This window comes from Saccharopolyspora sp. 6M (assembly GCF_020176775.1).
GTDB classification, from domain to species: domain Bacteria; phylum Actinomycetota; class Actinomycetes; order Mycobacteriales; family Pseudonocardiaceae; genus Saccharopolyspora_C; species Saccharopolyspora_C gregorii.
Genome location: NZ_JAIUJZ010000038.1, coordinates 30,959 through 57,958 on the forward strand (window position 1 = coordinate 30,959; position 27,000 = coordinate 57,958).

Sequence of the window (27,000 nt, forward strand, 5' to 3'; positions counted from 1 at the left end):
CTGAACGAATTCGGATCGCAGAGATCTTCGGCCGAGAAGAACGCCCTGCCGCACGGGCAGGGCGTTCAGCAGGCGATCAGCCGGTCAGCGCGCCGATGAACGACGCGGCAGGCCGCAGCCGCGGCAGCAGCGTCGCCTGGTACGCGTGGTACAGGTCGGGCTTGCCCTCCCAGACCGTGGCGGCCGGCCGGTTGTGCTCGTCGAGCTCGTGGCGCCAGGACCCGAGCTCGCGGTCCACGAAGTGGCGCTCGGCGTGCTCGGCCCAGGTGGTGAACCAGCGGGCGTACTCCTCGTCGCCGGTGGCCTGGTGCAGCGCCCACGCGGTGGCCAGCGCCTCCGCGATCACCCAGTGCAGCCGGTTGCGCACCACCGGGGCGCCGTCGAAGTCGGTGGTGTAGACGAAGCCCGCCGCCCCGTCCACGTCCCAGCCGTCGCGGACGGCGGTGGCGAACAGCTCCCGCGCGTCGTCGAGCAGCCAGGCGGGCGCCCGCTCCCCCAGCGCGTGCCGCACGTGCAGGGCCAGCCGGGACCACTCCAGCAGGTGGCCGATGGTCACCCCGTACGGGCGGAACTGGTCGGCGGGCTTGTCCCGGTTGTAGTCCAGCCGCACGTTCCAGCTCGGGTCGAAGTGCTCCGGCAGCCGCCAGCCGCCGTCGCGGGCGAAACCGTGCACCACGTTCTCGACGATGCGGGCCGCGCGGTCGGACCAGCGGCGGTCGCCGGTGACGTCGGCGGCGGCCAGCAGCGCCTCCACGGTGTGCATGTTCGCGTTGACGCCGCGGTAGGGCTCCAGCTCGGTCCAGGAACGGTTCCAGGAGTCGGCGACCAGGCCGTGCTCGTCCTCCCAGAAGTGCGCGTCCTGCACCGCGAGCGCGTCGTCCAGCAGCTTCCGCCCGCCGTCCGCGCCGATCGCGGCGGCGCTGGCGGCGGCGAGCAGCACGAACGCGTGCTCGTAGGCGCCCTTGTGGTCGGCGACCGGACCGGCGGCGGTGGCCGAGGCGAACCAGCCGCCGTGCTCGTCGTCGTGCAGCAGCCCGCGCAGCGCCGCCACGCCGTGCTCGACCCGCGGCCGCAGGTCGTCCCGGCCCTGCGCGACGGCGAGGGCGAGCACGTGCGTGGTGCGGCAGGTGATCCAGGTCTCCACCGGCCGCTCCGGCACCGGCGCGCCCGCGGAGTCCAGCCAGGCGAAGCCGCCGTCGGGGTGCGCGGCGGCCTCGGCGAAGGCGAGCACCCGCTCCGGCTCGACGCGCACCCACTCCGGCACGAACGCCTGCGATTGTTCGGTCACGACGCCTACCTTCCGACGTTTCGGGCGCGGGGCCCGTTCGATCCGACCGGTCCCGGGTTCCGCCGGGCGGTCGGTGGTCCGAACCACCAGCTTCGCACAGCGAAACACCGCGGCACCACGCCACCTCCGGCGGCGGACGCGTTCTGTCCACAGTGGATTAGTGAGTCGCGGCCGGGTGGCGACGGGCGGTCAGCGGACGAGGCGGAAGAAGCCGCGCACCTGCTCGACCAGCGACTCCGGCTGCTCCAGTGCGGCGAAGTGGCCGCCTCGCGGCAGTTCCTCGAACCAGCGCAAGTCGGTGAACCGCAGTTCGGCCTCCCGCCGCGACGGGCGGGCGAGGTCGCGCGGGTAGACCGACAGCCCGGACGGCGCCGTGACCACGTCCCGGAAACGGGCGAAACCCTCCCAGTACAGGCGCGCCGAGGACGCGGCCGACGCGGTGAACCAGTAGACCGAGATCTCGTCGAGGAGCTTCTGCAGCGGCACCGCGTCCTCGATGTCGCCGCTGTTGTCCGTCCACGCCCAGAACTTCTCGGCGATCCAGGCCGCCTGGCCCGCCGGGGAGTCGGTGAGCGCGTAGCCGAGGGTCTGCGGCCGGGTCGACTGGAGCGCCGAGTACCCCCGGCCGGTGCGCTGGAACTCCTCCGCGGCGGCGAGGTTCGCCAGCTCCGCGGGTGTCGGGTCGTCGAACGCGCCCGCCGCCACGGACCCCATGTTCAGGTGGACGCCGGCGACCCGCTCGGGCGCCACCTCCCCCAGCGCGCCGGACACCGCCGAACCCCAGTCGCCGCCCTGCGCGCCATACCGGCCGTACCCCAGCGACACCATCAACGCGTCCCAGGCGCGTGCGATGCGCGTGATGCCCCACCCGGTCGTCGACGGCTTGTCGCTCCAGCCGTACCCGGGCAACGACGGCGCGACCACGTGGAACGCATCCGCCGGGTCCCCGCCGTGCGCGCGGGGGTCGGTCAGCGGGCCGAGGACGTCCAGGAACTCGAGCACCGAGCCCGGCCACCCGTGCGTGAGCACCAGCGGGAACGCGTCCGGCTCCGGCGAGCGGACGTGCAGGAAGTGGATGCCCAGCCCGTCGACCACGTCGCGGTACTGCGGGAAGGCGTTCAGCCGCTCGGCGAACCCGAAGTCGTAGTCCTCGGCCCAGCTCCGGCAGAGCTCCTGGGCACGGGCCAGCGGCACTCCCTGCGACCAGTCGTGCACCGGCTCGGGTTCGGGCCACCGCGTCCGGCGCAACCGGTCGCGCAGATCGTCGATCTCGGCTTCGGTGATGCTGGCCCTGAACGGCTCGGCGGCCACGGCGGGCTCCCTCCCCGGATGCTGCGTGACAGGTGAAAGCGATGACGCGTGTAACATTAGGGCGTCGCGAGGAGGCACGCCAGATGCTCGATGGGCAGCACGATCCGGCGATCCGGACGGCCGTCGACCTCGCCAACACGGTCAAGCCGATCACGGGCGCGGACGAGCTGGAGACCGTGCAGCAGCTCGCGGACTTCCTCGACCGGCACGCCCCGGCCGCGCCAGGCCCGCGCCGCCCCACCCGCGCCGACCTGGCGGAGGTCCGCGCGCTGCGCGGGACGGTGCGCGCCGTGCTGGAACGGGCGAGCACCGACGCGGCCGGAACCGCGGCCCTGATCAACGACGGCCTGCGCCGCAGCCGAGCCACCCCGGCACTGCGCCACGAGCAGGGCCGCTGGTGGACCGAGACGACCTCCGACACCGACCGCTGCGCGGCGCACCTGGCCGCGACCACGCTCAGCGCACTGGCCGCCGTGATCGCCGCGCACGGATCGGCCCGCCTCGGCGCGTGCGCCGGGCTGCGCTGCCGGGCCGTGTTCGTCGACCTGTCGCGCAACGGCTCGAAGCGGTACTGCACCCGGAACTGCGCGCACCGGGCCGGCGTCGCGGCCTACCGGAGCCGGCAAGGCCGGGGCTGAGCACCGGCGGCGGATCGGATCCGGCTTCCGGCCGAGGTGAGCAGGGGCGGGCGTGCGGAGCGCCGCGGAACCTCCGCCGTCGCGGTCGAGGACACGGCGCGAGTCTGGGAGCGTGGTGATCGGCCACCAGGAGAAGAGGAGTCCCGCCCCATGCCCGAACTGCGCACCATCGCCGAAGGCCTGCGGTTCCCCGAAGGCCCCGTCGCCCTCGCCGACGGCTCCGTGCTGGTCGTGGAGATCCGCCGCGGCACGCTGTCCCGGGTGGCCCCGGACGGCGCGATCTCGGTCGTCGCGGACTGCGGCGGTGGACCCAACGGCGCGGCCATCGGCCCCGACGGCGCCGTGTACGTGTGCGACAACGGCGGGTTCCGCTGGCACGACCGGGACGGGCTGAGCGTGCCCGGCGGCCAACCCGACGACTACTCCGGCGGGCGCCTGCAGCGCGTCACCCTCGACGGCGAGGTCACCGACGTGCGCACCGAAGTGGACGGACGACCGCTGCGCGGGCCGAACGACCTCGTGTTCGACGCCGACGGCGGCTGCTACTTCACCGACTTCGGCAAGACCCGCGCGCGGGAGATGGACCTGGGCGGGCTGTACTACGCGCTGCCGGACGGCTCCCGGGGTGGAGGAACTGGTGTTCCCGCTGCACCAGCCGAACGGCGTCGGCCTGTCCCCGGACGGAGATCGGGTGCACGTCGCCGAAACCGGGTCGGGCCGGGTGTGGAGCTGGGAGGTGCTGGGACCGGGCCGGGTGCGCCGCGGTGCTGAGCTGCTGCACGGGTTCTCCGGGGCGCGGATGCTGGATTCGCTCGCGGTGGACTCGGCGGGCAACGTGTGCGTGGCGACGCTGAACACCGGCGAGATCAGCGTGCTCAGCCCGGACGGCGAGCTCGTCGAGCAGGTGCCGGTCCCCGTGCCGGACCCGCTGGTCACCAACATCTGCTTCGGCGGACCGGACCTGCGCACCGCCTACATCACCTCCTCGGGCCGGGGCGTGCTGTACGAGACCGAGTGGCCGCGCCCGGGCCTGCCTCCGCACTTCACCGCTTGATGCTCCGCCGCTCCCGCCGCGCAGCACCAGCTGCCCCCCCGGGCCGGGATGGATTCCTGGTGCGCCAGTCCGCTCGCCCGCTCAGCGGCAGGCGGGCAGCGGCGTCGCCGCCGACCGGGGACCACCGGGCTCGCGGCGCAGGCGGCCGGGCGGGCGGCGTGCCGACCCGGCGGCGTGACCGAGGCGATCACGGCGGCCTTCGCCGAACGGTCGTGGCCGCGGCCCGGGGTCAGTCGTAGCGTGGAAACCGACGAACAGCGAGGTGCACTGCCATGTCCGAACGCGCGATCCGCATCGGCGGGTTCTCCGGCTACCTCGGGGACCGGTTCACCGGAGTGGCCGAGGTGCTGGCCGGAGATCCGGTGGACGTGCTGATCGGCGACTACCTCGCGGAGATCACCCTCGCCGCGCTGTCGGTGCGCTACCGGCGCGACCCGGCGCGCGGGTACGTGGAGCACTTCCTCGACCAGCTGCGCCCGCACCTGGGGGTGCTCGCCGAACGCGGCGCCAAGGTCGTCACCAACGCGGGCGGTTTCCACCCGGCCGGGCTGGCCGCGGCGCTGCGCGAGGTGATCGCGACCGACGGCGCCGACCTGCGGGTCGCGCACGTGGCCGGCGACGACGTGCTCGACCGGTTGCCGGAGCTGCAGCGGGCCGGGCACCGGCTGGAACACCTGGACACCGGGCGGGACCTGGCCGGGTGGGCGGCGGCGCCGATGGCCGCGAACGCCTACCTCGGCGGGTGGGGCATCGCCGAAGCGCTCGCCGCCGGGGCCGACGTGGTGGTGTGCGGGAGGGTCACCGACGCCTCGTTGACCGCGGGCCCCGCCGCCTGGTGGCACGGCTGGGGCCGCGAGGACTGGGACGAGCTGGCCGGAGCGGTGCTGGCCGGGCACGTCATCGAGTGCGGCGCGCACGCCACCGGCGGCAACTTCTCCGGCTTCACCCGCATCCCCGGGATGGCGGTGCCCGGGTTCCCGATCGCCGAGGTCGCCGCCGACGGGTCCAGCACCATCACCAAGCACGCCCGCGACGGCGGCGCGGTCACCACCGACACCGTCACCGCGCAGCTGGTCTACGAGATCCAGGGCCCGACCTACCTGAACCCGGACGTCACCACGCACCTCGACGCGGTCGCGCTGACGCCGGACGGCCCGGACCGGGTGCGGGTCACCGGTGCCACCGGTTCTCCCCCGCCGCCGACGACGAAGGTCGCCGTGTTCGGCGGGATCGGGTACCAGGTGGTGAACACCGCGTTCGTGACCGGCCTGGACGTGGCCGCGAAGGTCGAGCTGCTGCGCACCCAGCTCGCCCGCGACCTGCCCGAGGGCATCACCGAGCTGGACGTCACCCCGCTCGGCACCCCCGCCGCCGATCCGGCGACGCAGTGGGCGGCGACCGTCCCGGTGCGGGTGATGGCGACGGCGGCCGAGCGGGAACCGCTGGAGCGGTTCGACGCGGCGGCGCGGCTCGGGTCGCTGTACTTGCAGGGCCTGCCCGGTTTCTTCCACGACGGCGCCGCCGGGCTCACCTCGACGCCGCGGCCGCGCATCGACCACTGGCCGGCGCTGCTGCCGATGTCCGAGGTGCCGCACCGGGTCCGGTTCGCCGACGGGTCCGAAGTGGACGTGAAGCCGCCCGTCCGCACCGAAGCCGCGGGCGCCCAGCCCGTCCACCCGGAACCGGCCGCGCCGGAGCTCGGCGAGACCCGGTCGGCACCGCTGGGGACGCTGGCGCACGCGCGCAGCGGTGACAAGGGCGGCAACAGCAACGTCGGCGTCTGGGTCGCCGAGGAGCGGGCGTGGCCGTGGCTGCGGGACACCCTGTCCACCGCCGCGCTGCGCGAGCTGCTGCCCGAGTGCGCCGGGCTGGACGTGGTGCGCCACGAGTTCCCGGAGTTGCGGGCCGTGCACTTCGTGCTGCGCGGACTGCTTGGCACCGGTGGCTCGTCGAACCTGCGCGTCGACCAGGTAGGCAAGGCCGTGGGCGAATACCTGCGGGCCAAGCACGTGCTCATCCCGGTGGAACTGCTACCGGACGGAGGAGGGAACCATGTCGCTGACTGACCGCGTCACCAAGGCGGTGGCCGAACCGTCCACTTCGGACGAGTTCGATCCGGCGGGCGAGCTGGCGGAGGTGCTCGGCGGCGTCGGCATGAGCGCCGCGGACACCGGCGGCTCCATCACCTTCCACGGCGCGGACCCGGTGGTGCCCAGCACCCTGCGCCTCGGCGGGGGTTCGGCGATCGCACTGGCCGCGAAGTCGGCGGCGATCGCGAAGCTGTGGCGGCTGCGCGGCGGCGAGGGCCAGGACATCGAGGTGGACCTGCGGTCCGCGCCGCACCGGCTGTGCCCGTTCTACGACCGCCGGTGGGAGCTGGTCAACGGCTACCCGGCGGCCTCGGCGGCGAACCCGTCGAACGCGCTCGGGTTCGCCTTCTACCGCACCGCCGACGACCGCTGGGTGATGCCGCTCAACCCCTACCCGAAGATCAAGATCGCGGCGCAGAAGCTGCTGGGTGTCCCGGACGACGCGCAGGCCGTCGCGAAGGCGATCTCCGGCTGGAACGCGCTCGACCTGGAGAACGCGGCCGTCGAAGCGGGCACCGTGCTGCCGATGCTGCGCAGCACCGAGGAACTGCTCGCCGAACCGCACTACCGCGACGCCCTCGCCGACCTGCCGCTGATCGAGATCACCAAGATCGGCGAGAGCGAACCGGAACCGCTCACCGGCGGTGGCTCGCCGCTGGACGGCATCCGCGCGCTCGGCATGGGCCACGTCATCGCCGGAGCCGGGGTGGGGCGCGCCCTCGCCCTGCACGGGGCCGACGTGCTGAACCTGTGGCGGCCCGGCGAGATGGAGCACGACACCACCTACGTGACCGCGAACGTCGGCACCCGCTCCGCGACCGTCGACCCCTACGGCGCAGACGGGTCGCGGCGCATCCGGGAGCTGCTGGCCGGAGCGGACGTGTTCTTCGCCAACCGCAGGCCCGGTTTCCTCGACTCCATCGGGCTCTCCGCCGAGCAGGCCGCCGAGGCCCGGCCCGGCATCGTCCACGCCACCACCACCCTCAACGGCGAGCGCGGGCCGTGGGCGGGGCGCGTCGGCTTCGACCAGACCGCGGGCAGCCTCACCGGCATGATGAACCTGGAGGGCGACGGGGAGACGCCGGCGCTGCCGCCGATCCTGGTGGTCAACGACTACATCGTGTCCTGGCTGATGGCGACCGGGGTGGCCGAGGCGCTGGCCCGCCGCGCCGTCGACGGCGGCAGCTACCGGGTGCACGTGTCGCTGACCCGCGCCGCGCTCTGGATCCTGAGCCTCGGCGTGTTCGACAAGGAGTACGCGGCGGCCACCGCGGGCAGCGACGCCCGGCACGCCTACCTCGACCCGGAGACGTTCACCGCCGAGACGCCGCTGGGCCACTACCAGGGCGTCACCGACCAGGTCCGGATGTCCGCGACCCCCGGCCACTACCGCACCGTTCTGGTTCCCCGAGGCTCTTCCCGTCCGGAATGGCTAGACCGCTGAGCTGCGGGTGGTCGAACTCGGGTTGCTCAGCACTCGGGTGGCGGGTGGTCGACCTGCGTACGTGGTCGGCGGCTCAGCGGCTTCGCCGCTGACAGGAGAGGGCCGAGATTCGCTTGGTCCTCGGGCGGTCAGGCCTCGGCCGGGGTGGTGGGGGTGAGCGCTCCCCGGCGTTCCAGCAGGCGGGTGCCCGCGCTGCCGGCCAAGCCCACCAGCAGCAGCACCGCCCACGGCAGCCAGCGCATCCCCGGCTCGGCGAAGGCGTCCAGCAGCGCGCCCGCCAGCCAGCTGACCGCGGCCGCGACCAGGCTGGAGACCAGGTAGTAGAAGCCGTAGTAGGTGCCGGCGAGGCGTTCGCTGCCGACCGCGGGAAGCAGTTCCATCGCGAACGGGTTCGTCATCGCCTGCCCGACGGTGAACAGCACGATCGCGAGCACCACGGGCACGAACGCCAGCACCGTCCCGGCGATGCCGCCGACGGGTAGCCGTTCCGGCAGCACGGGTGCGGCCAGCAGGATCGGCACGAACGAGCCGCCCATGCAGGCCAGGCCGACCACGATGGACCGGCCGGAGCTCCACCGCGCCCGGCACCACTCGGTGATCCGCACCTGCCCGAACACGCCGATCAGCGTGGACACCCCGAACACGACGGCGATGGACCACGCCACCCCGGACACGCGCTGCGCCTCCAGCGGCAGCGTCAGGTAGAGCTGGTTGTAGAGCGCGAAGTACGCCGACAGCGCCAGGGTGAAGCCGAGGAACCGGCGGTTCAGCACCACTTCCCGCCAGCTGCCCAGCACGCTCTGGCGCTGCGGCTCGACCTCGCGGTGCGGCAGCACCAGCAGCTGCGCGCCGGTGAGCACCGCGAAGGCCACGCACGCCACCAGTGCGATGACCCGGAAGTCCACCGTCAGCAGCGCCGCGCCCAGCAGCGGCCCCACCAGGGTGCCCGCGTGCTGGAACACGTTGAACACGGCGAAGACCTCGGCGCGCCGCTCCCCCGCCTCGTGCATCAGGTAGGTCCGCACCGCCGGGTTGAACAGCGCCCCCGCCAGGCCGGTGAGGATCGCGGCGGCGAACAGGCCGGGCAGCGTGGTGAACACGGCGAACAGGCCGAACGACACCACGCGCAACGCGCAACCGGCGATGATCATCGGCCGGCAGCCGAGGCGGTCCGCCGCGGTGCCGCCGAGCAGGAACATGCCCTGCTGGCTCAAGTTGCGGACGCCGAGCACGAGCCCGACCACGGCGGCGCCGTAGCCGAGGTTCCCGCTCATGTACGCGGCCAGGAACGGCATCAGCATGTAGAAGCCGACGTTGATGCCGAACTGGTTGATCACCAGCAGCTTCGCCGCCGGGGACAACCGGGCGAACGCGGCGCGGTTCACGGCCGCACCTCGCAGACCGGGCATTCCGCCGGGCCGTCGGCTCGCCGGGCACACGGATCGACCACCTTGCGCGACCTCCTCCACGTCGTTCTGCTGTCCACTTCGGACGGTATGCCGTCCGCGTCCACCGGTTCGGCGGCGGGTTCCGGGAAGTCCTGCGCGGCGAGGAAGTCCGGGTCGTAGATCGTCCCCCAGTAGCGGTGCGGCCCGTCCGGGAACACCGCGGCCACCTGGTCCGCGCCGAGCTCCCGGGCGCACCAGGACGCCACCAGCGCCACCGCGCCGGTGCTCCAGCCGCCGGTGACGAACGCGCCGGCCCCGAGCCGGTGGCAGGCCGCGACGGACTCCGCCGCGCCGACCAGGTGCACCTCGTCGAACGCCGCGTAGTCCACGTTGCCGGGGTGGATGCTGCTGCCGAGGCCGCGCATCAGGCGCTTCGCCACCGGGTCGCCGAACACCGCGGACCCCGCCGCGTCCACCCCGACCAGCCGCACCCTGGGGGCGCGCTCGCGCAGCGCCCGCGCGATGCCGGCGCTGTGCCCGCCGGTGCCGACGCTGCACACCACGACCTGCGCGTCCGGCAGCTGGTCCAGCAGTTCGTGGCCGAGCGCGCGGTAGCCGGTGACGTTGTCCGGGTTGTTGTACTGGTCCGGCCAGTACGCCCCGGGCAGCTCGGCCAGCAGCTCCCGCACCCGGTCCAGCCGCGCGCGCTGCCAGCCGCCCACCGGGTGCGGGTCGCGCACCAGCTCCACCCGCACCCCGTGCGCGGTGAGCAGCGCGCGGGTCTGCCCATCGAGCTCCGCGTCGGCGACCACGACGACCGGGTGGCCCAGCGCGGTCCCCACGTATGCCAGGCCGATGCCCAGGGTGCCGCTGGTGGACTCGACGACCGTCCCGCCGGGGCGCAGTTCTCCGCGGGCCCGGGCCGCGGTGAGCATGGCGTGCGCGGCGCGGGCCTTCATGCCGCCCGGCGCGGTGCTCTCCAGCTTCGCCCAGAAACCCGGGTGCGGGAACGCGATCGGTGCGGCGACCCGCAGCAGCGGGGTGCCTCCGATCAGGTCCAGGGCCGAGTCGCAGCGGGCGGGCGCGCGACCCGTCACCGCACGACCTCGGTGGCGCGGGCGGCCTCGTAGGTGTGGATCGTGGTGTCCTCGCCGGAGAGCCAGAAGAACGGGTAGGGCTCCGCCGACAGCGCGCGCACCGGGCCGCCGAGCAGTTCCCGCAGCACAGCGGATCCGGTCTGCGCGAACAGGGTCAGCGGCAGGTCGCGGGCCGCGCAGGTCGCGGCGATGTCGTCGAAGGTGCCGTTGCCGAGGACCATGCCGGAGGCCAGCACCGCGTCCGCGCCGTCGATCGCGGCGGCGTGGTCGGTGCGGATCGGCTCGTCCCACTCGGTGCGGCCGCCCTTGAGGTCGCAGGGCACGTAGTCGAGCCCGCGGTCCCGCAGCGCGTCGAGCAGCGAGTTCACCACGCCGATCACCGCGACCCGGCCGCCATCGGGGACCGCGGTGATCGCGGCGACCGCGCGGGCGCGGGCGGTGGACTTGACCAGCGAGTCGCCCGTCGGGATCACCACCTGCCGGGACAGCGGGTGCGCGGCGTGCGGGGTGAGCGCGGCGAGGTAGGCGTCCAGCGCCGCGACCCGCACCGGCAGCAGCGGGTGCCGCAGCAGCTCGGCCGCGGTGCGGCCCACGGCGGCGCGCACCGCGTCCTCGTCCAGGGCGCCGGGTTCGACGGCGCACGAGCCGACGGCGTCGGCGATCCGGACGCTGAGCACGGTGTTGGTGTAGCCGGTGCCGCGCCCGGTGTGCCGGGCGGCCTGCACGGTCAGGAACGCGACGGCGGCGGAGAGCTCCGCCGGGCCGTTCCCGTCCGCATCGCGGACGTGGCCGGACAGCGCGGACTCGACCAGCGAGTCCACGTAGGACTGATCAGTGGTGGTGGCAGGACGCACGTGTCTCCCCGAGCTGGAACCGGAACGGAACGCACAGCGGCGGGACGAACCCGCGGGGACGACTAGTGTCCGATGTGGACGGTTTGCCGGACTTCCCGGCGCGATGCGGCGATGCGCGACACCACGTACCTCCTCCGGGGCTCCGCGACCCCGCACGAATCGGCACGACGGTGCCAGTCTCCTGGCTCGCGGATCGGCACCGGCCTCCGGCCTTCCCGCCGGGGACCGGCAGTGGCTCGGGTGGAGGACGACTCCCCACTCACAGTGGCGGGACCGCGCCGGATTCGCACCGGCTTCCTGCACACCGTCGTTCGAACGGCTCAGAAGTTCGCAGCCCCGGTGGCCGATGTCAAGGCCGCGGCCACCGCCCGGAACCCGCACCGCGGTCGGCGGAACCGGTGTCGCCGCAGGTGGCGGACACCGGCGCACGCATCGCCGTTCGCGAATATGACATCGGCGACTCCGGCTCCCGCGCCCGGTGCTGCCACCTCACCGGACGCGGGATCACCGCGACCTCGCCGTGCGCCCGGCGGCTAGGCGGCGGGCCAGGAGGGGACGGCCGCGTCGAGGGCCCGCTCCACCAGCTCGCACGGGTCGGCGGTGGCACCGCTGGGGATCTTCGACTTCGCCGACACCGCCTGGTCCGAGTCGGCGGCCACGACCAGTTCGCAGGTGCCGTCGGCCTTCGGGTCACCGGAGTTCGCGCGCACCGCCGGGTGCCCGCCGATGGTCAGCTCGCCGAAGTCGGAGTACTCCTCGGCCGCGTCCTGGAAGTCCTGCAGCGACCGGTCCGCGACCACACCGACCTCCAGCCGCACGCTGTCCCGCGGGGTGCTCCAGGTGCACGCGCCCGCGCTCTCCTTGCCGCCCAGGTGGAATCCCAGCTCGTGCACCGTCTGCTCGGGCACCAGGTCGCAGGGCTTCTCCCCGCTCGCGTCCTTCGGGGAGTCGACCTGCACGCCGCCGCATCCCGCCAGCGACAGCGCGGCGACGACGGCCAAGCCGACCGAGCCGAGCCGAACCGCGCCGATGCGGGGCACCGCAACCTTCTCGTTCACACTCATCACGCCTGCCGTTGATCCGGTCCGGATCGGGTCGATCCGGAGAACTCGCGCCCTCCCCGCTGGACGCGCTGATCATGTCCCGTGCGTCCAGCGGGCGGCTCCGGCAGCAACGCGGTTTCGGCCGTAGCGCCCAAGAATCGAGCGACCGGCCCGGCGCACCGGCTGCCCCGAGCGGACCAGGACCACCGGCGCTCCCACCCCCGAAAACAGCCCCCGATGACGAGAACCCGCCAACTTCAGCGGGGGCGCGGCTCGACCCCGTTGACCACGTCGGCGGGCCGCTCCCCGGTCAGCACGGCGGCGAGCTTCGCGAACAACCTCCCGCGGAGGTTGTGGTAGGCGTCCCAGGTCACGCCCGCGGTGTGCGGATTGAGCAGCACGTCCGAGCGGCCCCGCAGCGGCGAGTCCGCGGGCAGCGGTTCCTGCTCGAACACGTCCAGCGCCGCGCCCGCCAGCTGCCCGGAATCCAGGGCCCGCACCAGCGCCCGCTCGTCCAGGACGCCGCCACGCCCCGCGTTGAGCACGTAGCCGCCGCGCCGCATCCGCGCCAGCAGCTCGTCACCGACCAGGCCGTGGGTGGCGGTGTTCAGCGGCAGGTGCAGGCTCAGCACGTCCGAGGCGGCCACCGCCTCGGCCAGCGGCAGGTACTCCCGGCCCGGCTCGGACGGCACCGGGTCGTGCACCACCACCCGGGCGCCGAAGCCGTCCAGGCGACGGGCCACCGCGCGCCCGATGTTGCCGAAGCCGAGGATGCCGACCGTCAGCGCCGCCAGGTCGCGGCCGCGCAACCCCTCCGGTCCCCAGCCGCCGGATTCCACCTTGCGGTGCCCGGCCGCGTAGTGCCGCAGCAGGTACAGCAGCGAACCGACCGTCCAGTCGGCGACCGCGTCGGCGTTGAACCCGGGCAGGTTCGCCACCGGGATGCCGCGCTCGGCCGCGGCGAGGTGGTCCACGCCGTCGAAGCCGACCGCGACGGACTGCACGAGCTCGCAGCGCGGCATCGCGTCCAGCAGCTCGGCGCCGATCCGCCGCTCCTTCTCCAGCGGGGCCAGCACGATCGTCGCGGTGGCCAGCGCGTCCAGGTGGGCGGCGGGGTCCTGCTCCGGCCCGATCTCGGTGATCCGCAGCCCGGGCAGGTCCGGCAGGTGCTCGCGCAACGACGCCTCGGTGATGTCGTTGAGGTCGTAGAAGCTGACGATGTGACCGGTCATGGTTCCTCTCTCGGGGTGTTCCGGGCGCGCGGAACCCGCTCCCCGCCGGTGGCGAGGAGCCGGGTTCCGCGTGGTGTCAGGAAGTGGCGGCCCAGATGCGCTGGAGCGCGGCGAGCATCCGCTCCTCGGAGCCCGCCAGGTGCGCGGTGAGCAGCGAGGTGGCGCGCGCCGCGTCGCCGTCGGCGATCGAGGACCGCAGCTGCTCGTGCGCGGTGCACACCGGGCCCAGGTCCTCGTCCTCGCTGTTGGTGACCGCAAGCATGCTGGCGAACAGCGGCTCGATCTGCAGCCAGATCGTCAGCAGCCTGCGGTTGCCGCTGGCCTCGTAGATGCCGCGGTGGAACCGCAGGTCGTGCTCGGCGAACTCGGCGGCCCGGGGCGGCGTGGCCGTCTCGGACATGCCGCGCAGCCCGCGGAGCATGCCCGTCTCCGAGCGCTGCTCGCCGAGACCGATGGCGCTGGTCACGGCGAGCGTCTCGATGGCCTGCCGGATCGCGTAGAGCTCGCGGACGTCCGCGGCGCTCAGCCCGACCACGTGCACCCCGCGGCGCTGCGGTTCGACCAGGTTCTCCAGCCGCAGCAGCTTCAGCGCGTCGCGGACCGGGCCCCGGCTGACGTCGAAGCTCTCCGCCACGGAGTCCTCGACGAGGTGCGTGCCCGGCGAGATCTCCCCGCGCACGATCCGGTCCCGGAGCGTGCGGGCCAGCCGCTCCCCGAGCGAATCCGCGCGGACGAGCGAGTCGGACATGCATCCTCCCTCGATCACATCGTCAACCGTGGACAATAGTGGTCGCCGCCAGCAGCTCGGTCACCTCGTGCCGGTGCGGCATGCCGCCCGCGCCCGTCCTGGTGACGCTGAGCGCGGCGGCCGCGGCGGCGACCCGGGCGGCTTCGGGCAGCGCGGCCCCTTCCGCGAGCAGCGCGCCGAGCGCCCCGGCGAAGGTGTCCCCGGCGCCGGTGGTGTCCACGGTGGACACCGGCACGGCGGGCACGCGCCCGAGCGAGCGGCCGTCGGCGGCGAGCTCCACTCCGCGCTCCCCGACCGTGACCAGCACCGACCGTCCGCCGGTGGACAGCGCGCGCGCCGCGGCGGCCGGGTCCCGCTCACCGGTGAGCTCGGCGGCCTCGTGCTCGTTGGGCACCAGCACGTCCACCGCGTCGAGCAGTGCGGCGGGGAACGCCCGCACCGGGGCCGGGGTGAGCACGACGGTGCGGCCGAGCCCGGCGGCTTCGACGAGCACCGGCACCGGAACCTCGCCTTGCAGCAGCAGCACGTCCGCGGTCGCGATCGCCGCCCCGTCCGCGGCGCTGAGCTCGGTGAACTCGTCGTTCGCGCCGCCGCAGAAGACGATCGTGTTCTCCCCGGCGGCGTCCACGGCGATGTCGGCGGTGCCGGTCGGCGCCGAGGTGCGCAGCACGCCGGACAGGTCGAGCCCGTCGGCCGCCAGCCGCCGGGCGAGGAAGTCCGCTTCGCCGTCCGCGCCGACGCGCGCGCGGAAGTCGACGGTCGCGCCCATCCGGGCGGCCGCCACCGCCTGGTTCAGCCCCTTGCCGCCGGCGAAGCGGTCCCGGCCGAGGCCGCGCACCGTCTCCCCCGGCAGCGGCCTGCGCTCGACCCGGACCACGGTGTCCACGTTGGCGCTGCCGAGCACGCACACGCGCCCGCCGCGCTCAGCCATGGGCGGCGACCGCGCGTTCCAGTTCGGCGCGCCCGGCGGCGTCCACCGGGTCGAGCGCCATCCGGCTGGTGCCCGCCTCGACGCCCTGCAGCGCCAGGCCGGCCTTCATCCGCTCCGGGTCGCCGCGCACCGCGTCCACCGCGAGGTCGACGCCGTCCTGCGCCCGGGACACCGCGGCCGGGTCCCCGGCGGCGCCGGCGTCGGCGGCCGCCACGAACGGCTTGGGCAGCACCGAGGCGACCCCGGAGACCACGCCGTCGATGCCGCGCGCGGTCACCTGCGCGATGTCCCGATCACCACCGGTGAAGATCTGGAAGTCCGCCGGGACCGCGTCCCGGTAGGCGGCGACCGCGTCCAGCGACTCACCGCTGATCTTGGCGCCGACGACCGCGGGCAGCGCCGCGATCCGGCCCAGCAGCTCCGGCCGGACGGCGTTGCCGGTGCGGTCGGTGAACAGGTACGCGTACACGTCGAGCCCGTCGGCGTCGGCGGTGGCGGACCGGAAGAACTCCACGATCGCCTCGTCCCCGGCGGGCAGGTAGTACGGGGTGAGCACCGCGACCGAGGTGGCCCCGAGCTCGCGGGCGTCGGCGATCAGCCCCCGCACCTGGAACGCGCTGGGCGCGCCGACGTGCACGACGACCCGCTTGCCGCGCAGCACTTCCAGGCTGAGCCGTGCGAGGTCGTGCCGCTCCCGCTCGGTCAGCGAGGGGAACTCGCCGGTGGTGCCGAGCACGAAAGCCCCGTCGGTGCCGGAGGCGGCGATGAACTCGAGGATGCGGCGCGAGGCCGCCAGGTCCACCGACCCGTCCGCGGCGAAGCCGACGGGGGCGGCGGTGAGGATGATCGGCCGGTTCGGCGCGGTCATGTCGGTCCTTTCGGGGTGGTCGGTCACAACAGGCTGGTTTCGAGGGCGGCGAGTTCGGCGAGGGTTCCGGGCGGCAGCGCGACGGAGGTACCGGCTTCGGCGCGGCTGCGCCGTTCCAGGTCGCCGGGCACCAGCACCCCGTCGGCGCGCAGCGCGGCGGCGACCCGGCCGGTGGTCGCGGCGTAGGCGTCCCGCTCGCCGAACGCGCCCGGGTCGAGCGCGATGATCGTGACACCGCCGAGGCCCGCCGGGTCCTCGTCGGGTCCGCGCAGCCGCGCCAGGCCGCGCAGCGAGGCGGCGGACCCGTCGGCGTGCGCGAGGCCGCCGAGCAGCGCGGCGGCCAGGGCCAGCCCGTAGCCCTTGTGCCCGGCGAGCGCGCCACCGAGCGGGGTCAGCGTGCCGTCGGCGTAGAAGTCCTCCGGGTCGGTGCCCGGCAGGCCGTCCGCGGTCAGCACGGCGCCCTCCGGCAACGGATCACCGGTGCGCTTCGCGGCGTGCACCTTGCCCTCGGCGATGGTCGACATCGAACCGTCGAACACGATCGCGCCGTCGGCGGCGGGGACGCCGACCGACCACGGGTTGGTGTTGAGGAAGGGCCTGCCGCTGCCGCTCCCGAACGGCGCCATGCTGCCCACGCCGGGTCCGGCGGCGCCGACCTGCACGAGCGCGACGAGCCCGCGCGCGGCGAGCCGTTCGGCGTACTCGCCGAGGCGGCCGATGTGGGTGCTGCGGCGGACGGTGGCGGCGGCGACGCCGAGGCGTTCGGCGGCGACGGCGGCCTCCTCGGTGGCCAGCGCGGCGGCGTGGTGGCCGAAGCCGTGGTGGCCGTCGACGACGATCGCCGCGGGTGTCGCGCTGACGACTTCCGCGCGCGCCCCGGCGACGATCAGCCCGCGCTCGATCTCGGCGGCGTACTGCGGCAACCGCAGCACGCCGTGGCTGGCGTGCCCGGAGAGCTCGGCCCGCACCAGGTGGTCGGCGACCTCGGTGGCGACCTCCGCGGGGGCGCCGAGCGCGCGCACGACGCCGCGCACCCGGTCGGTCAGCTCGCTGATCTCGATCACGCGGTCTCCTCGGTGGCGAGCGGCCGCAGCCGCGGCATGAAGAACGCGTAGTTCAGCGCGCCGAGCACGGCCACCCCGCCCGCGATCAGCAGCGGCACCGCGAACGACGAGGTGATCCCGGTGATCACGCCGATCAGGATCGGCGAAACGATCCCGGCGCAGTTGGCGGCGGCGTTCTGGATCCCGCCGAGCGAGCCGACGTGCGCGGCGGTGGGCGCCACGTCCGCGGGCAGGCACCACACGGACGCGGCGGCGAACGTGCTGGAGAAGTACGACACCGACAGCGCCACCAGCGCCGTGCCCACCCCGGGCGAGACCACGGCCAGCGCGATCACCGAGGTGCCGAGCAGCCCGCCGACGAGGCAGCCCTTGCGCGCCGTCGTGAGGTCGGTGCCGCGGCGCACCAGCCAGTCCGACACGAGCCCGCCCGTCCAGCCGCCGAGCATCGAGGCGATGCCGGGGACCATCCCGAGGAACCCGAAGTTGAGCAGCGTCAGGTCGTAGGTGTTCACCAGGTACGTCGGGAACCAGGTGATGAAGAAGTACGCGACGAAGTTGATGCAGAAGAAGCCGATCATCATCGACCACACGGCGCGGTGGCGGAACAGCGACTTCCAGGACACCGCCACCGGCTGCTCGGCGTCCGCGCGTTCCTCCTGCCCGGAGCGGATGTGCGCGAGTTCGGCGTCGCCGACCCGCCGGGATTCGCGCGGCGAGCGGTAGAAGAACCACCACCCGACGGCGTAGGCGACGGCGAGGCCGCCGGTCACCAGGAACGAGGCCCGCCAGCCGAAGCTCGCGACGAGCAGCGCGACCAGCGGGATGCACAGCGTCGAGCCGATCGGGTTGCCGTTGTTGAAGGTGCCGGAGGCGAAGCTGCGCTCCCCCTTCGGGAACCACTCGGAGACCACCTGGGCGGCGGCCGGGAACGCGGGCGCCTCCCCGATTCCCAGCAGCAGCCGCAGCACGACCAGCGAGCCGACGCCCCAGGCGAGGCCCATCAGCATCGTGACCGCGCCGAAGACCAGCGCGGACAGCGCGATGAGCTTCCGCGGCCCGAGCCTGCCCGCGAGGAACCCGGCGGGCAGCTGGGCGGCCGAGTAGGTCCAGAAGAACGAGGACAGCAGCACGCCGGCCAGCGCGTCGGACATGCCGAGGTCGGCTTCCATGTCCGGCAGCGCGACGCTGATCGTGGCGCGGTCGAGGTAGTTGACCGCGATGCCCAGCGTCACCGCGGCGAGCACCAGGTAGCGGTACCGGCCGACCTTCGAGCCGGGGGTGGCGCGGCCGGGCGCGCGCTCGCCGCCGGAGGTCAGCGAGTCGGATTCCATGAACGGTTCTCCTTCGAAACCGAACCGGTGGCCGCGTCGCCACCGGGTTCGTGAACCGTAAACCGTTAACGAAGACCCCGCAAGAACCGCTTCCCGGCGGGGATCGACGACCGGGCGAGCACCCCGGAGCGTCGATATTAGGTTAGGCTCGCCTAAGATTCAGTTCCGTCCCCGCCGACCAGTGAGGACCTCGACGTTGCACCCACCTGATCCGTCCCGCGGCGCCGCGGGCACCGGCTCCCGGACCGACCTCGACCTGCTGCTGAACCGGCCCGGCTCGCACGGCGCACGGCTCGACCTCGACGTGGACGCGCTCGCCGCGCACCTGCCGCTGCTCGACGAGTGCGTCGCCATGACCGCCAACGGCACCGCGCTGATCAGCGACCTCGGCACCTACGCCCCGCCCAGCTTCACCGGGGACCCGCTGCCGCTCGTCCCGGACGCGGTGCTGCTGCGGCTGCACCGGCCGTCGGTGCGGGCGTTCGTCGCGATGGACGCCGACGAGGGGCGCCACGAACCACCGGGGCTGTGGATGTTCGACCACCTGCACCGCGTGGTGCACCGCGGCTACCTGGTGTCGCACCGCGGAACCTTCGCCATGGACCTGCTGCGGATGGCGCGGCCCGCCGCGGCGGAGGAATCCCGCGCCGAACCGGCGGGCGACTCCTCCGACCAGCTCGGCACCCTCGACGGGCTGCTCGCCGACGCCACCTCCGGAGCCGACGCGGGGGTCGCGGTCGAACCGGCGCAGGTCGTCGACCTGCTCTGCCACCTGTGCGACACCGGGGTGCCGCTGAGCATCGGCGTGCTCAACCGCGGCTGCCTCCAGCTGCACACCGGCGCGCTCGACCTCGTCGAGCACCGCGGCAACATGATCACGATGGTCTCCGGCGGCTGCAACGCCGCCTTCCACCCCGCCGACCTCGCCGAGGCCCGCATCACCCGGCCGCACGGCGTGCGCGGTCCCACCTCCGTGGTCCGGCTGCACGCCGCCGACGGCCGCTGCGTCGCCGTCCTCGCCCAACTCGGCCTCACCACCCCGGCCCTCGCCACCACCTGGGAGCAGACCATCAGCGGACTGGTCGGCTGAGCCGGATCCGGCGGCCGCCCGCGGGCCGTCCGTCCCGCCTTCCTCCATCCCGCCCGGTTTCCGGTCCCTCGACGCGGTTCCGCCGCCACGCCGAGGAATTCCGGCGGTCCACTTCGGACTCGGCCCCCTGGTCGCCGCAGCGGGCGACGCCCCGACGCGTCCAGGCCCGGCGGCACCCCCACGCGAACAGCGCCGCACAACCGGCAGGACGACGACGCGTTCCGCAGCCGGCGTGCGGCGTCCACCGCTGATCGCGATTCGCGACGGGCGCGTGGTGTCGCGGGCCGGCAAGAAGGACGGCAGGTCGCGAACACCCTTGTCGTCGGTCATGTGGTGGAGCCGCGCGACCTGCGCCCGTCCCTGCATCTCCGCGTCGGCGTTGGAGGTGAAGTCCACCAGCAGGTTCCCGCTCGCCGTGATGAACGCGCCCCTGACCGGCACCCCGCGTCAGCCGAGGCGCTTCAGGTCGTCGTGGGCGCTGATCAGGTCGTCGACCAGGCGGCGGGCGTCGGTGGTGAGCGCGCGGAAGATCGGCCACGGCGTCGCCGCGTCGATCCCCTCCGCCACTCGCCGCTCGGCGAGTTCCGCCCCGCACCGCCGGGCGCGTTCGACGCGGTCGGCGAGTTCCCCGCCGTCGCGCAGGTCGGCCGCGGAGTGCACCTCGCCGAGGCTGCGGCACGCTTCGCCGACCGCGGACAGCAGCTCCCCGAAGGACGAGGTCCACCGCCGCTGCGGCTCGTCCTCGGCCTCGTCGTCGGTGTCCAGCGAGCGCGCGACCGATTGCAACTCGTTGATCACCCGGGTGAGCGCGTTGACCGTGTAGTGGTGCCCGGTGAACGACCGCGGCGCCCCGGCCAGCAGCTTGCGCGGGTTGAACCGCTGGGTCTCGGCGGCGTCGTCGAGGCCGTGCCGCGCGCTCGCCGCGAGCCCTTGCAGGTCCTGCGCGCGAGACCACAGCTCCTGGGCCCGGTCCCGGGACGGCAGGCCGTCGTCCACGGCCTCGGCGAACTCGTCGAGGCAGTTCGCGACCGACCGGCTCAGCGCGCGCACGCCGTGCTCGGCCGACCGGTAGCGCAACGGCGGGACCAGCAGCAGGTTCGTGCCGACGCCGACGACCGAGCCGAGCAGCACCAACCCGCACAGGGCGCCGAGCTGCGCCCAGCTGGCCTGCTGGTCCTCGGACTGCACGAAGTACTGGTAGGCGAACATCACCGCGACCGCCACCTGCCAGCCCTGGCTGCCCAACCGGCGCCACTGCCCGATGAGCAGGGCCAGCGCCACCACGAGCGCGAACACCGCGATGCCCGCGCCGCCCAGCGTGATGACCACCCCGGCCAGCACGATGCCCGCGACCATCGCGGCCAGGTACCGCACCGAGTGGTTCAACGACCGCGAGACCGTCGAGTGCACCAGCAGCACCGCCGAGAACGGGGCGAAGGACGCGGCCTGCGCCCCCAGGGCCCCGGCCGCGATCCACCAGGACAGGGTCGCGGCCACCACGCCCTTGAGCAGCAGCAGCCAGGTGTCGGCGTGGTCCCGGACGTGCTCGGAGAGCGAGCGCAGCCAGCGCCGGAGCAGTTCCGGCCCGCCTGCGGCACCTCCAGGTCCGGGCTCCTGGGACGTCACCCTCCGCCTCCTCCCGACGGCGCGATCGACGAGCACGCGTTCACCGGCCATACCCGGACGCGGGCTCCGCGCACACGTGATGGTGAGACCCACATCACTGACTGACCGAATGAACATTTTGGTCAGTATGGTCTGAGGCATGGGCAACGACACCACCGCGGGCCGCGCGCTCGTGATCGGAGCGGGCATCAGCGGACTCGCCACGGCGGCGCGGCTGCACCGGGCGGGCTGGACACCGGTGCTCGTCGAACGGGCGCCCGCGCGCCGCTCCGGCGGCTACTTCGTCGCGTTGTTCGGCGCGGGCAGGCACGCCGCGCGGCGGCTCGGGATCCTCGACGCGATGCACGACCGGTCCGGCACCGCGCAGCACCTCGACCTCGATCGGAAGGGTCGGCGCCGGCCCGGCACCTCGTTCGCCGACATCCCCGGCAAGCCGTGGGTCATGCTGCGCGGCGACGCGGAGCGGGCCGCGTTCTCGGCGCTGCCCGCGGACGCGGAAGTCCGGTACTCGACGGTGCCGACCGCGATCGAGCAGGAGCCGGGCGGAGTGGACGTGACCCTGCTCGACACCGCGACGGACACCACGACCACCGAGCGCTACGACCTGGTCGTCGGCGCGGACGGGCTGCGCTCCACCGTGCGCTCCCTCGTCTTCGGCCCGCACGAGGAGCACCTGCACCGGCTGGACTACATGATCGCCGCGTGCGAATACCCGGGCACGCCCCCGGGACTCCTGCCCGGCCAAGGCGCCACGCTGCTCGAACCGGACCGCTCGATGTGGGTCTTCGCGTTCACCGACCACGACCCCACCGTCCTGCTGACCTACCGCACCGACGACGTCGACGCCGAGTTCGCCCGGCCGCCCGGCGAGAGCATCCGGGCCGCCTTCAGACCCCGGCCGCTCGGCGGCACCCTCGGCGACGTGGTGGCCACGGCCGAATCCTCGGACCGGCTGCTGTTCGACTCGGTCGAGCAGGTGCGGCTCGACACCTGGCACCGCGGCCGGGTCGTCCTCGTCGGCGACTCGGCCTGGTGCGTCACGCTCTACGCCGGGATGGGCGTCTCGGCCGGGTTCACCGGCGCGGACCTGCTCGGCGCCGTGCTCGAACGGCACCCGGACGACGTCGAACGGGCCCTGGGCGAGTGGGAGACGATGCTCCGCCCGCACATCGAGCGGTTCCAGCGCAACGCCTTCGAGCAGCGCAAGATCTTCGTCGCGGACTCCCGGCGCCAGATCCTGCTGCGCCGGGCGATGCCGAAGCTGGCGAAGACCCGGCCGGGCAAGCGCCTGGTGCAACGGCTGATGCGCCAGGACGACGCGGTCACGGGAGCGAGCGTCGATATCGTGGGCGACGTCCTGGGGGAACCCGCACCGGAACAGGAGGCACCCGTTGGCTGACCTGCCCGAGCACGCTTCGCCGAAAGCGGCGCGCATCCTCGCCGCCGCAGGCGAGCTGCTGCTCGACCGCGGGAGCAAGGGCGTCACGATCGCCGAGGTCGCCAAGCGGGCCCACATCGGCAAGGGAACCGTCTACCTGTACTGGAAGACGAAGGAGGACCTGCTGCTCGGCCTGGTGTGCCGGGACTTCCTCGCGATGGCCGACGAAGCGATCGCCGCGGTCACCGCCGACCCGGACCTGGCACGGCCGTCCCGGCTGTGCCCGCGGATGCTGCGCACCGCCACCGAACGCCGGTTCGTCAGCGGACTGCGCAGCGGGGACGACCACCTGCTCGGCGTGCTGGCCGACGATCCCCGGTCGGCGGAGCTGCTCGCCGCGCTGGGGCCGGACGCGGTGATGGCCGACGTGCTGCCGATCTGGCGGGACCACGGGCTCGCGCGCACCGACTGGCCGCTGGCCGAGCAGGCGTTGGCGCTGCACGCGCTGACCACCGGGTTCGCCGCCGCGGCCGTCCGCCCGCCGCAGCTGCCGGTCGACGACCCCGAACGGGTGCTCGCCGCGGCCGTCACCGCGCTGCTCGGCCCGGAGCAGGCCGGCCCGGAGCAGGTCGCGTCGGCCGCCGCCGAGGGGATCCGGCACCTCGTCGCCGGGCGCGCCCTCGCGCTGGAGGTCATCTCCCCCGGCGCCTGATCGCGGCACGCCGGGCCCGCCGGGGACCCGTTCCGGAGATCGGCGGTGCGCGGATCCGCGGAGGCACGTTTCCCCGGCCCGCCCGGCGGCGACCCCTGGAAGGCGAAGGAAACTCCTCGCGAAAGGGGTCCATCATGACCGAGCGGACGTCGCGCGAAGCATCGATGCGCGATCACCCCGACGTGGTGTCGTTGCAGCAGCAGTACGGCGGCGCTCTCGGCTCGCCGCAGACCGTCGTCGCCGACGGCGTGGTCGCGCTGGCCGGGCTGTGGGCGGCGATCTCCCCCTGGGTCCTCGGCTTCGACCTGGCCCAACCGGGCATGCGCACGCACAACCTGATCATCGGTCTGGTCGCGGTCGCCATCGGACTCGGGCTCACCGGCTTGTTCGAGCGCGGCGGCGGGCTGAGCTGGGTGCTGGTGCCGCTGGGCGCCTGGCTGATCGTGTCCACCTGGATCGTTCCGACCGCCACGCCCTCGGCGGGCATGGTGTGGAGCAACGTCATCGCCGGTGCGCTGCTGATCCTCGCCGGGGCCGGGGCGCTGGGCACGACCCTGATGGGCGGCCGCGGCGGCCGGGCGCGATGACGCGCACCGCACCCGGGCCCACCGCCGCCCCACGCTGGCTCAGCGCACCGGGCGTCTACCGGCCGCAGGGCGACACGCGGCTGCTGGAACGGGCGCTGCGGCAGGAGGCGGTGGACGCCGGAACCCGGGTGCTCGACGTCGGGACCGGCACCGGGGCGCTCGCGATCGCGGCGGCACGCGCCGGTGCCGGGGATGTCACCGCGATCGACGTGTCCGCGCGGGCGGTGCTCACCGCCCGCGCGCACGCGCGCCTGCACCGGTTGCCGGTGCGGGCCCGGCGGGTGCGCTCGCTGGAACTCTCGGCGCACGAGCGGTTCGACCTGGTGCTGTCCAACCCGCCGTACGTGCCCTCGGCGCGGGAGCACCCGCCGCGGCACCGCGCCGCGCTGGCCTGGGACGCCGGCCCCGACGGGCGGGCGGTGCTGGACGCGCTGTGCGCCGCGGTGCCCGGGATGCTGCGGCCCGCCGGGGTGCTGCTGCTCGTGCAGTCCTCGGTGTCCGATGTGGACGAAACGGTGCGGCGGCTCGGCACCGCCGGGCTGGACGTGTCGATCCCGGCGCGCCGCACCCAGCCGTTCGGTCCGGTGCTGCGCCGCCGCGCCGGTTTCCTGGCCGAGCGCGGGCTGATCGAACCCGGGCAGCGCTGCGAAGAACTGGTGGTGATCCGCGGTGCCCGGACGTGACCCGGCGCGCCGGGTGCGCGTCGTACCGGACGGCCCGGTGCTCGTCGACGGGCCGGTGGAGCTGGTCGCGCCCGACGGCACCACCGTGCGCTGCGACCGGTTCGTGGTGGCCGTGTGCGCCTGCCGGCGCAGCCGCCGGTTCCCGCTGTGCGACACCAGCCACCGGCGCCGCACCCGGCGGGACGCCGGTTAGTCCGGCATCCGCGGGGACGTCGGCCGGCCCAGTGATCACCGGGAAACTGGCTGGCCCAGCGGCCACCGGGCCGCGGGCTGATCCAGCGCTCGCCGGGCCGCCGCTGGTTCAGCGGACGCCGGACTGCCGCTGCTCCAGCGGTCACCGGACGCCCGCCGGCTCAGCGGTCACCGGACCGTCGGCTGATCCAGCGGTCGCCGCAACGAGCTCACCTCCGCGCGCCACGACCCGAGCAGCCGCTCGGCGAGTGCGCCTTCCAGGAACTCCGTCGCCTGGACGCCGAAGACGACGTCGCCTGCCAGCTCCGGTTCCCGGTCGAGCAGGTCCCCGACCACGTCGTGGCGCATGATCTGCTCGTGCACGGCGTCGGCCTCGATGTGCTCGGTGAAGAACCGCAGGCAGGGCGCCGGTGCGTCCAGCCGCTCCAGCGCGGTCGCCAGCCCCTGCGCGCTCGGCGCGGTGCTGATCTCCGCGGCCGCGAAGTGGCCGACGAGCGCCCCCCGCGACGAGCGGTGCAGGCCGAGCATCGACATCAGGTTCACGATCGCGAGCTGCGGCGCGGGCACCACGTCCAGGTACCGCAGGTAGCCGGAATCCATCGCGGCCGCGTCCAGCAGGTCGGCGAACAGCTGCGCGTGCACGTCCTCGCCGCGCCCGCCGCCGAACTCGTCGAACTCGACGGCGACCAGCGCCGCCTTCGCCCGGCCCTGCAGGCGCGGGATGACCCAGGCGTGCGGGTCGGCCTCCTTCAGGTGGTAGATCGACCGGTGCGCGAAGTACTCGCGCATCTGCTCCCACGTCCCGTGGTCGCGGAGGTGGTGCGAGACGCCGTCCCCGGGCACCACCTCGGTCAGCAGCCCGTCGAGCTCGCCCGCCACGTCGTCCCCGCCCGCGACGTGCGCGCGCAGCGCGTCGTGGAACAGGTGTTCCAGGCTCGCGCGCCAGTGCAGCAACCCGGCGTTCCACTCCCAGTCCGGTGCCACGCCGCGGAAACCGCGGTAGTGCAGCTCGTAGCAGGTGTGCAGCGCGAGCGCCACGTCCTCGCCGAACGGGTCGGCGCCGTCCGGCTCGGGCAGCGGCGGAGCGGGCGGCGCGGACCCGAGGGCGGCGATGACCGCCTCGGACAGCGGCCCGCGCGGGCTCGGCAGGCGGGCCGAGGTGGTGCCGGTGGCGGGGGCGCTCATCTGCTCTCCTCTCGGACGTGCTCGGCGCTCGGTTCAGCGGTGCGGCGCGCCAGCGCGAACGCCACGGCGCGGGGTCCCCCGACCGCGGCGCGGCGCTGCCGGTCGGCGCCCGCGCCCCGGCGCACCAGGTTCGCGATCCCCTCGTGCACGACCGCGGCGTCCCCCGCGGCGCGCAGCGCGGGCTCGATCCACTCCAGCAACCGCCGCAGCAGGACGGCGGCGGGCGCGCGGGCCTCGCGGACCGGGTCAACGAGCGAACCGCCGATGCCGTGCCGCGCCGCCGCCCACACCGCGGCCGCCGCGACCTGGTCCCGGACCGCGGGTGGCCGCACGCCCGCCGTCACCGCCAGCAGCGCGGTCCGCACCGCCGCCCGAGCCAGCACCGCGTGGAACACGGCCTCCTCGGCGGTGGTCAGCGCGTCGGCGACCCGCAGCTCCACGGTCGGCAACCGGGGTGACGGGCGGGCCAGCCAGAAGGACATCTCCGGATCCACCAGGCTCCCGCAGTCCACCAGCCGCGCGACCTCGTCGCGGTGGGCCGCGGCGGAGTCGAACCGCGGTGGGACGCCCGAACCGGGGAAGCCCAGCTGCTGCACCATCCGCCAGCTCGCGCAGCCGGTGTCCCGGCCCCGGTGGAACGGCGAGTTCACCGTCAGCGCCAGCAAGGTCGGCAGCCACGGCCGCAGGTGGTTCACCACCCCGACCGCCGCCTCCTCGTCCGGGACCGCCACGTGCACGTGGCACCCGCACGCCTGGTACTCGGTCATCACGGTCGCGTAGGCGTCCGCGATGCGGGCGAAGCGGGCCTCATCGGTGATCCCGGGCGGCGGGCCGTCCAGCACCGGCGTACCGGCGGACACCAGCATCGCGTCCCGCCCGGCCGCCGCGGTGGCCAGGCGGCGGCGGTCGTCCACCAGCTGGGCGCGCAGCGCCTCCGCGGTCGTGCACCGGCCGGTCGCGGCCTCCACCTGGCTGCGGTGCAGTTCCGGCTGGAACGTGGCGCCCTCGGCGCGGCCCGGCAGCGCGCCCGCGTCCGCGAGCACGTCGCCCGCACGCGGGACCGGGCGCGCCGAACGGGCGTCGAGCAGCAGGAACTCCTCCTCCACGCCCATCGTCACGCCGGGGATCGAGGTCCGAGGTTCGTTCATCCGGCTGCGCCCCCTGTC

25 protein-coding genes, 2 pseudogenes and 1 riboswitch are annotated in these 27,000 nt (G+C 74.4%); of the genes and pseudogenes, 11 read left to right on the forward strand and 16 right to left on the reverse strand.

The features are described from left to right. Nucleotides 1-76: 76 nt before the first annotated feature. Together LCD31_RS06965 and LCD31_RS06970 are read right to left on the reverse strand one after the other, a co-directional pair. On the reverse strand, nucleotides 77-1,288 hold the full coding sequence (locus LCD31_RS06965; protein WP_224956738.1) for an AGE family epimerase/isomerase: 1,212 nt from the start codon (nucleotides 1,286-1,288) through the stop codon (nucleotides 77-79). 189 nt (nucleotides 1,289-1,477) lie between these two features. Next, nucleotides 1,478-2,599: an epoxide hydrolase family protein gene (locus LCD31_RS06970; protein WP_224956740.1), complete on the reverse strand. Its 1,122-nt coding sequence runs from the start codon at nucleotides 2,597-2,599 to the stop codon at nucleotides 1,478-1,480. A gap of 83 nt (nucleotides 2,600-2,682) precedes the next feature. Between LCD31_RS06970 and LCD31_RS06975 the strand changes: the two genes are divergently transcribed. From LCD31_RS06975 to LCD31_RS06990, 5 genes and pseudogenes are all read left to right on the forward strand, one after another. Then, nucleotides 2,683-3,237: an ABATE domain-containing protein gene (locus LCD31_RS06975; RefSeq protein WP_224956741.1), complete on the forward strand. Its 555-nt coding sequence runs from the start codon at nucleotides 2,683-2,685 to the stop codon at nucleotides 3,235-3,237. 150 nt (nucleotides 3,238-3,387) lie between these two features. Further along, nucleotides 3,388-3,765: pseudogene (locus tag LCD31_RS28935) on the forward strand (SMP-30/gluconolactonase/LRE family protein); the annotation flags it as partial. A 109-nt stretch (nucleotides 3,766-3,874) separates the two neighbouring features. Beyond that, complete coding sequence (locus LCD31_RS28940; RefSeq protein ID WP_308015825.1) at nucleotides 3,875-4,291, forward strand: SMP-30/gluconolactonase/LRE family protein; 417 nt, start codon at nucleotides 3,875-3,877, stop codon at nucleotides 4,289-4,291. 272 nt (nucleotides 4,292-4,563) lie between these two features. Then, nucleotides 4,564-6,357, forward strand: a complete 1,794-nt coding sequence (locus LCD31_RS06985) for an acyclic terpene utilization AtuA family protein (protein WP_224956742.1) — start codon at nucleotides 4,564-4,566, stop codon at nucleotides 6,355-6,357. Then, on the forward strand, nucleotides 6,344-7,825 hold the full coding sequence (locus LCD31_RS06990; RefSeq protein ID WP_224956743.1) for a CoA transferase: 1,482 nt from the start codon (nucleotides 6,344-6,346) through the stop codon (nucleotides 7,823-7,825). The genes LCD31_RS06985 and LCD31_RS06990 overlap by 14 nt, the downstream gene beginning before the upstream one ends. A 128-nt stretch (nucleotides 7,826-7,953) precedes the next feature. Here LCD31_RS06990 and LCD31_RS06995 read toward each other — a convergent pair whose 3' ends face one another. The 10 genes from LCD31_RS06995 to LCD31_RS07040 form a co-directional block, all read right to left on the reverse strand. Next, nucleotides 7,954-9,210 carry an MFS transporter gene (locus LCD31_RS06995; RefSeq protein ID WP_224956744.1) on the reverse strand — a complete coding sequence of 419 codons (1,257 nt, stop codon included), beginning with the start codon at nucleotides 9,208-9,210 and terminating at the stop codon, nucleotides 7,954-7,956. Beyond that, nucleotides 9,207-10,310 carry a PLP-dependent cysteine synthase family protein gene (locus LCD31_RS07000; RefSeq protein WP_224956745.1) on the reverse strand — a complete coding sequence of 368 codons (1,104 nt, stop codon included), beginning with the start codon at nucleotides 10,308-10,310 and terminating at the stop codon, nucleotides 9,207-9,209. The genes LCD31_RS06995 and LCD31_RS07000 overlap by 4 nt, the downstream gene beginning before the upstream one ends. Next, nucleotides 10,307-11,164 (reverse strand): hypothetical protein, encoded by an 858-nt coding sequence (locus tag LCD31_RS07005; RefSeq protein ID WP_224956746.1) that lies wholly within the window; start codon nucleotides 11,162-11,164, stop codon nucleotides 10,307-10,309. Before LCD31_RS07005 ends, LCD31_RS07000 begins: the two co-directional genes overlap by 4 nt. A gap of 153 nt (nucleotides 11,165-11,317) precedes the next feature. Beyond that, nucleotides 11,318-11,503, reverse strand: a riboswitch (cobalamin riboswitch). A 194-nt stretch (nucleotides 11,504-11,697) separates the two neighbouring features. After that, nucleotides 11,698-12,222, reverse strand: a complete 525-nt coding sequence (locus LCD31_RS07010; protein WP_224956747.1) for a DUF3558 family protein — start codon at nucleotides 12,220-12,222, stop codon at nucleotides 11,698-11,700. A 242-nt stretch (nucleotides 12,223-12,464) separates the two neighbouring features. Further along, a complete protein-coding gene (locus LCD31_RS07015; protein ID WP_224956749.1) occupies nucleotides 12,465-13,439 on the reverse strand; it encodes a 2-hydroxyacid dehydrogenase in 975 nt (324 codons plus the stop codon). 76 nt (nucleotides 13,440-13,515) lie between these two features. Continuing rightward, nucleotides 13,516-14,187, reverse strand: coding sequence for a GntR family transcriptional regulator (locus LCD31_RS07020; protein WP_224956751.1), 672 nt, complete (start codon nucleotides 14,185-14,187; stop codon nucleotides 13,516-13,518). Between the two features lie 22 nt (nucleotides 14,188-14,209). Beyond that, nucleotides 14,210-15,118 carry a ribokinase gene (locus tag LCD31_RS07025; RefSeq protein ID WP_224956752.1) on the reverse strand — a complete coding sequence of 303 codons (909 nt, stop codon included), beginning with the start codon at nucleotides 15,116-15,118 and terminating at the stop codon, nucleotides 14,210-14,212. Next, nucleotides 15,111-15,986 carry a dihydrodipicolinate synthase family protein gene (locus tag LCD31_RS07030; RefSeq protein WP_224956753.1) on the reverse strand — a complete coding sequence of 292 codons (876 nt, stop codon included), beginning with the start codon at nucleotides 15,984-15,986 and terminating at the stop codon, nucleotides 15,111-15,113. Before LCD31_RS07030 ends, LCD31_RS07025 begins: the two co-directional genes overlap by 8 nt. A 23-nt stretch (nucleotides 15,987-16,009) precedes the next feature. Continuing rightward, on the reverse strand, nucleotides 16,010-17,050 hold the full coding sequence (locus LCD31_RS07035; RefSeq protein WP_224956754.1) for an Ldh family oxidoreductase: 1,041 nt from the start codon (nucleotides 17,048-17,050) through the stop codon (nucleotides 16,010-16,012). Further along, nucleotides 17,047-18,381, reverse strand: a complete 1,335-nt coding sequence (locus LCD31_RS07040; RefSeq protein ID WP_224956755.1) for an MFS transporter — start codon at nucleotides 18,379-18,381, stop codon at nucleotides 17,047-17,049. Before LCD31_RS07040 ends, LCD31_RS07035 begins: the two co-directional genes overlap by 4 nt. Before the next feature lie 196 nt (nucleotides 18,382-18,577). Here LCD31_RS07040 and LCD31_RS07045 point away from each other — a divergent pair, with 196 nt between their 5' ends. Then, entirely contained in the window at nucleotides 18,578-19,471 is an 894-nt protein-coding gene (locus tag LCD31_RS07045) for a hypothetical protein (RefSeq protein ID WP_224956756.1), read from the forward strand. Between the two features lie 269 nt (nucleotides 19,472-19,740). Here the strand turns inward: LCD31_RS07045 and LCD31_RS07050 are convergent. Beyond that, a pseudogene (locus LCD31_RS07050) lies at nucleotides 19,741-19,915 on the reverse strand (manganese catalase family protein); the annotation flags it as partial. A 3-nt stretch (nucleotides 19,916-19,918) separates the two neighbouring features. Continuing rightward, the gene (locus LCD31_RS07055) at nucleotides 19,919-21,097 is read right to left on the reverse strand and encodes an aromatic acid exporter family protein (protein WP_224956757.1); all 1,179 of its coding nucleotides are present in this window, start codon (nucleotides 21,095-21,097) and stop codon (nucleotides 19,919-19,921) included. Between the two features lie 139 nt (nucleotides 21,098-21,236). Between LCD31_RS07055 and LCD31_RS07060 the strand changes: the two genes are divergently transcribed. The 5 genes from LCD31_RS07060 (at nucleotide 21,237) to LCD31_RS07080 (ending at nucleotide 24,650) form a co-directional block, all read left to right on the forward strand. Continuing rightward, the gene (locus tag LCD31_RS07060) at nucleotides 21,237-22,496 is read left to right on the forward strand and encodes an FAD-dependent monooxygenase (RefSeq protein WP_224956758.1); all 1,260 of its coding nucleotides are present in this window, start codon (nucleotides 21,237-21,239) and stop codon (nucleotides 22,494-22,496) included. Then, nucleotides 22,489-23,187, forward strand: a complete 699-nt coding sequence (locus tag LCD31_RS07065) for a TetR/AcrR family transcriptional regulator (protein WP_224956760.1) — start codon at nucleotides 22,489-22,491, stop codon at nucleotides 23,185-23,187. The genes LCD31_RS07060 and LCD31_RS07065 overlap by 8 nt, the downstream gene beginning before the upstream one ends. Nucleotides 23,188-23,321: 134 nt before the next feature. Then, the gene (locus LCD31_RS07070) at nucleotides 23,322-23,774 is read left to right on the forward strand and encodes an SPW repeat protein (RefSeq protein WP_224956762.1); all 453 of its coding nucleotides are present in this window, start codon (nucleotides 23,322-23,324) and stop codon (nucleotides 23,772-23,774) included. Next, complete coding sequence (locus LCD31_RS07075; protein WP_224956763.1) at nucleotides 23,771-24,457, forward strand: HemK2/MTQ2 family protein methyltransferase; 687 nt, start codon at nucleotides 23,771-23,773, stop codon at nucleotides 24,455-24,457. The genes LCD31_RS07070 and LCD31_RS07075 overlap by 4 nt, the downstream gene beginning before the upstream one ends. Beyond that, nucleotides 24,444-24,650, forward strand: coding sequence for a CDGSH iron-sulfur domain-containing protein (locus tag LCD31_RS07080; protein ID WP_224956764.1), 207 nt, complete (start codon nucleotides 24,444-24,446; stop codon nucleotides 24,648-24,650). Before LCD31_RS07075 ends, LCD31_RS07080 begins: the two co-directional genes overlap by 14 nt. A gap of 167 nt (nucleotides 24,651-24,817) precedes the next feature. On the opposite strand, the gene LCD31_RS07085 is transcribed toward LCD31_RS07080, so the two are convergent. Together LCD31_RS07085 and LCD31_RS07090 are read right to left on the reverse strand one after the other, a co-directional pair. Next, nucleotides 24,818-25,834 carry an iron-containing redox enzyme family protein gene (locus tag LCD31_RS07085; RefSeq protein WP_224956765.1) on the reverse strand — a complete coding sequence of 339 codons (1,017 nt, stop codon included), beginning with the start codon at nucleotides 25,832-25,834 and terminating at the stop codon, nucleotides 24,818-24,820. After that, a complete protein-coding gene (locus tag LCD31_RS07090; RefSeq protein ID WP_224956766.1) occupies nucleotides 25,831-26,982 on the reverse strand; it encodes a glutamate--cysteine ligase in 1,152 nt (383 codons plus the stop codon). Before LCD31_RS07090 ends, LCD31_RS07085 begins: the two co-directional genes overlap by 4 nt. Nucleotides 26,983-27,000: the final 18 nt, after the last annotated feature.

Excerpts from the sequence above, each read along its gene's own strand:
- LCD31_RS06975 (WP_224956741.1), top strand. The coding sequence starts at position 2,683 with ATGCTCGATGGGCAGCACGATCCGGCGATCCGGACGGCCGTCGACCTC.
- LCD31_RS07070 (WP_224956762.1), top strand. The coding sequence starts at position 23,322 with ATGACCGAGCGGACGTCGCGCGAAGCATCGATGCGCGATCACCCCGAC.
- LCD31_RS06985 (WP_224956742.1), top strand. The coding sequence starts at position 4,564 with ATGTCCGAACGCGCGATCCGCATCGGCGGGTTCTCCGGCTACCTCGGG.
- LCD31_RS07040 (WP_224956755.1), bottom strand. The coding sequence starts at position 18,381 with ATGGAATCCGACTCGCTGACCTCCGGCGGCGAGCGCGCGCCCGGCCGC.
- LCD31_RS07030 (WP_224956753.1), bottom strand. The coding sequence starts at position 15,986 with ATGACCGCGCCGAACCGGCCGATCATCCTCACCGCCGCCCCCGTCGGC.
- LCD31_RS07090 (WP_224956766.1), bottom strand. The coding sequence starts at position 26,982 with ATGAACGAACCTCGGACCTCGATCCCCGGCGTGACGATGGGCGTGGAG.
- LCD31_RS07060 (WP_224956758.1), top strand. The coding sequence starts at position 21,237 with ATGGGCAACGACACCACCGCGGGCCGCGCGCTCGTGATCGGAGCGGGC.
- LCD31_RS07015 (WP_224956749.1), bottom strand. The coding sequence starts at position 13,439 with ATGACCGGTCACATCGTCAGCTTCTACGACCTCAACGACATCACCGAG.
- LCD31_RS07085 (WP_224956765.1), bottom strand. The coding sequence starts at position 25,834 with ATGAGCGCCCCCGCCACCGGCACCACCTCGGCCCGCCTGCCGAGCCCG.
- LCD31_RS07075 (WP_224956763.1), top strand. The coding sequence starts at position 23,771 with ATGACGCGCACCGCACCCGGGCCCACCGCCGCCCCACGCTGGCTCAGC.
- LCD31_RS06990 (WP_224956743.1), top strand. The coding sequence starts at position 6,344 with ATGTCGCTGACTGACCGCGTCACCAAGGCGGTGGCCGAACCGTCCACT.
- LCD31_RS07020 (WP_224956751.1), bottom strand. The coding sequence starts at position 14,187 with ATGTCCGACTCGCTCGTCCGCGCGGATTCGCTCGGGGAGCGGCTGGCC.
- LCD31_RS07025 (WP_224956752.1), bottom strand. The coding sequence starts at position 15,118 with ATGGCTGAGCGCGGCGGGCGCGTGTGCGTGCTCGGCAGCGCCAACGTG.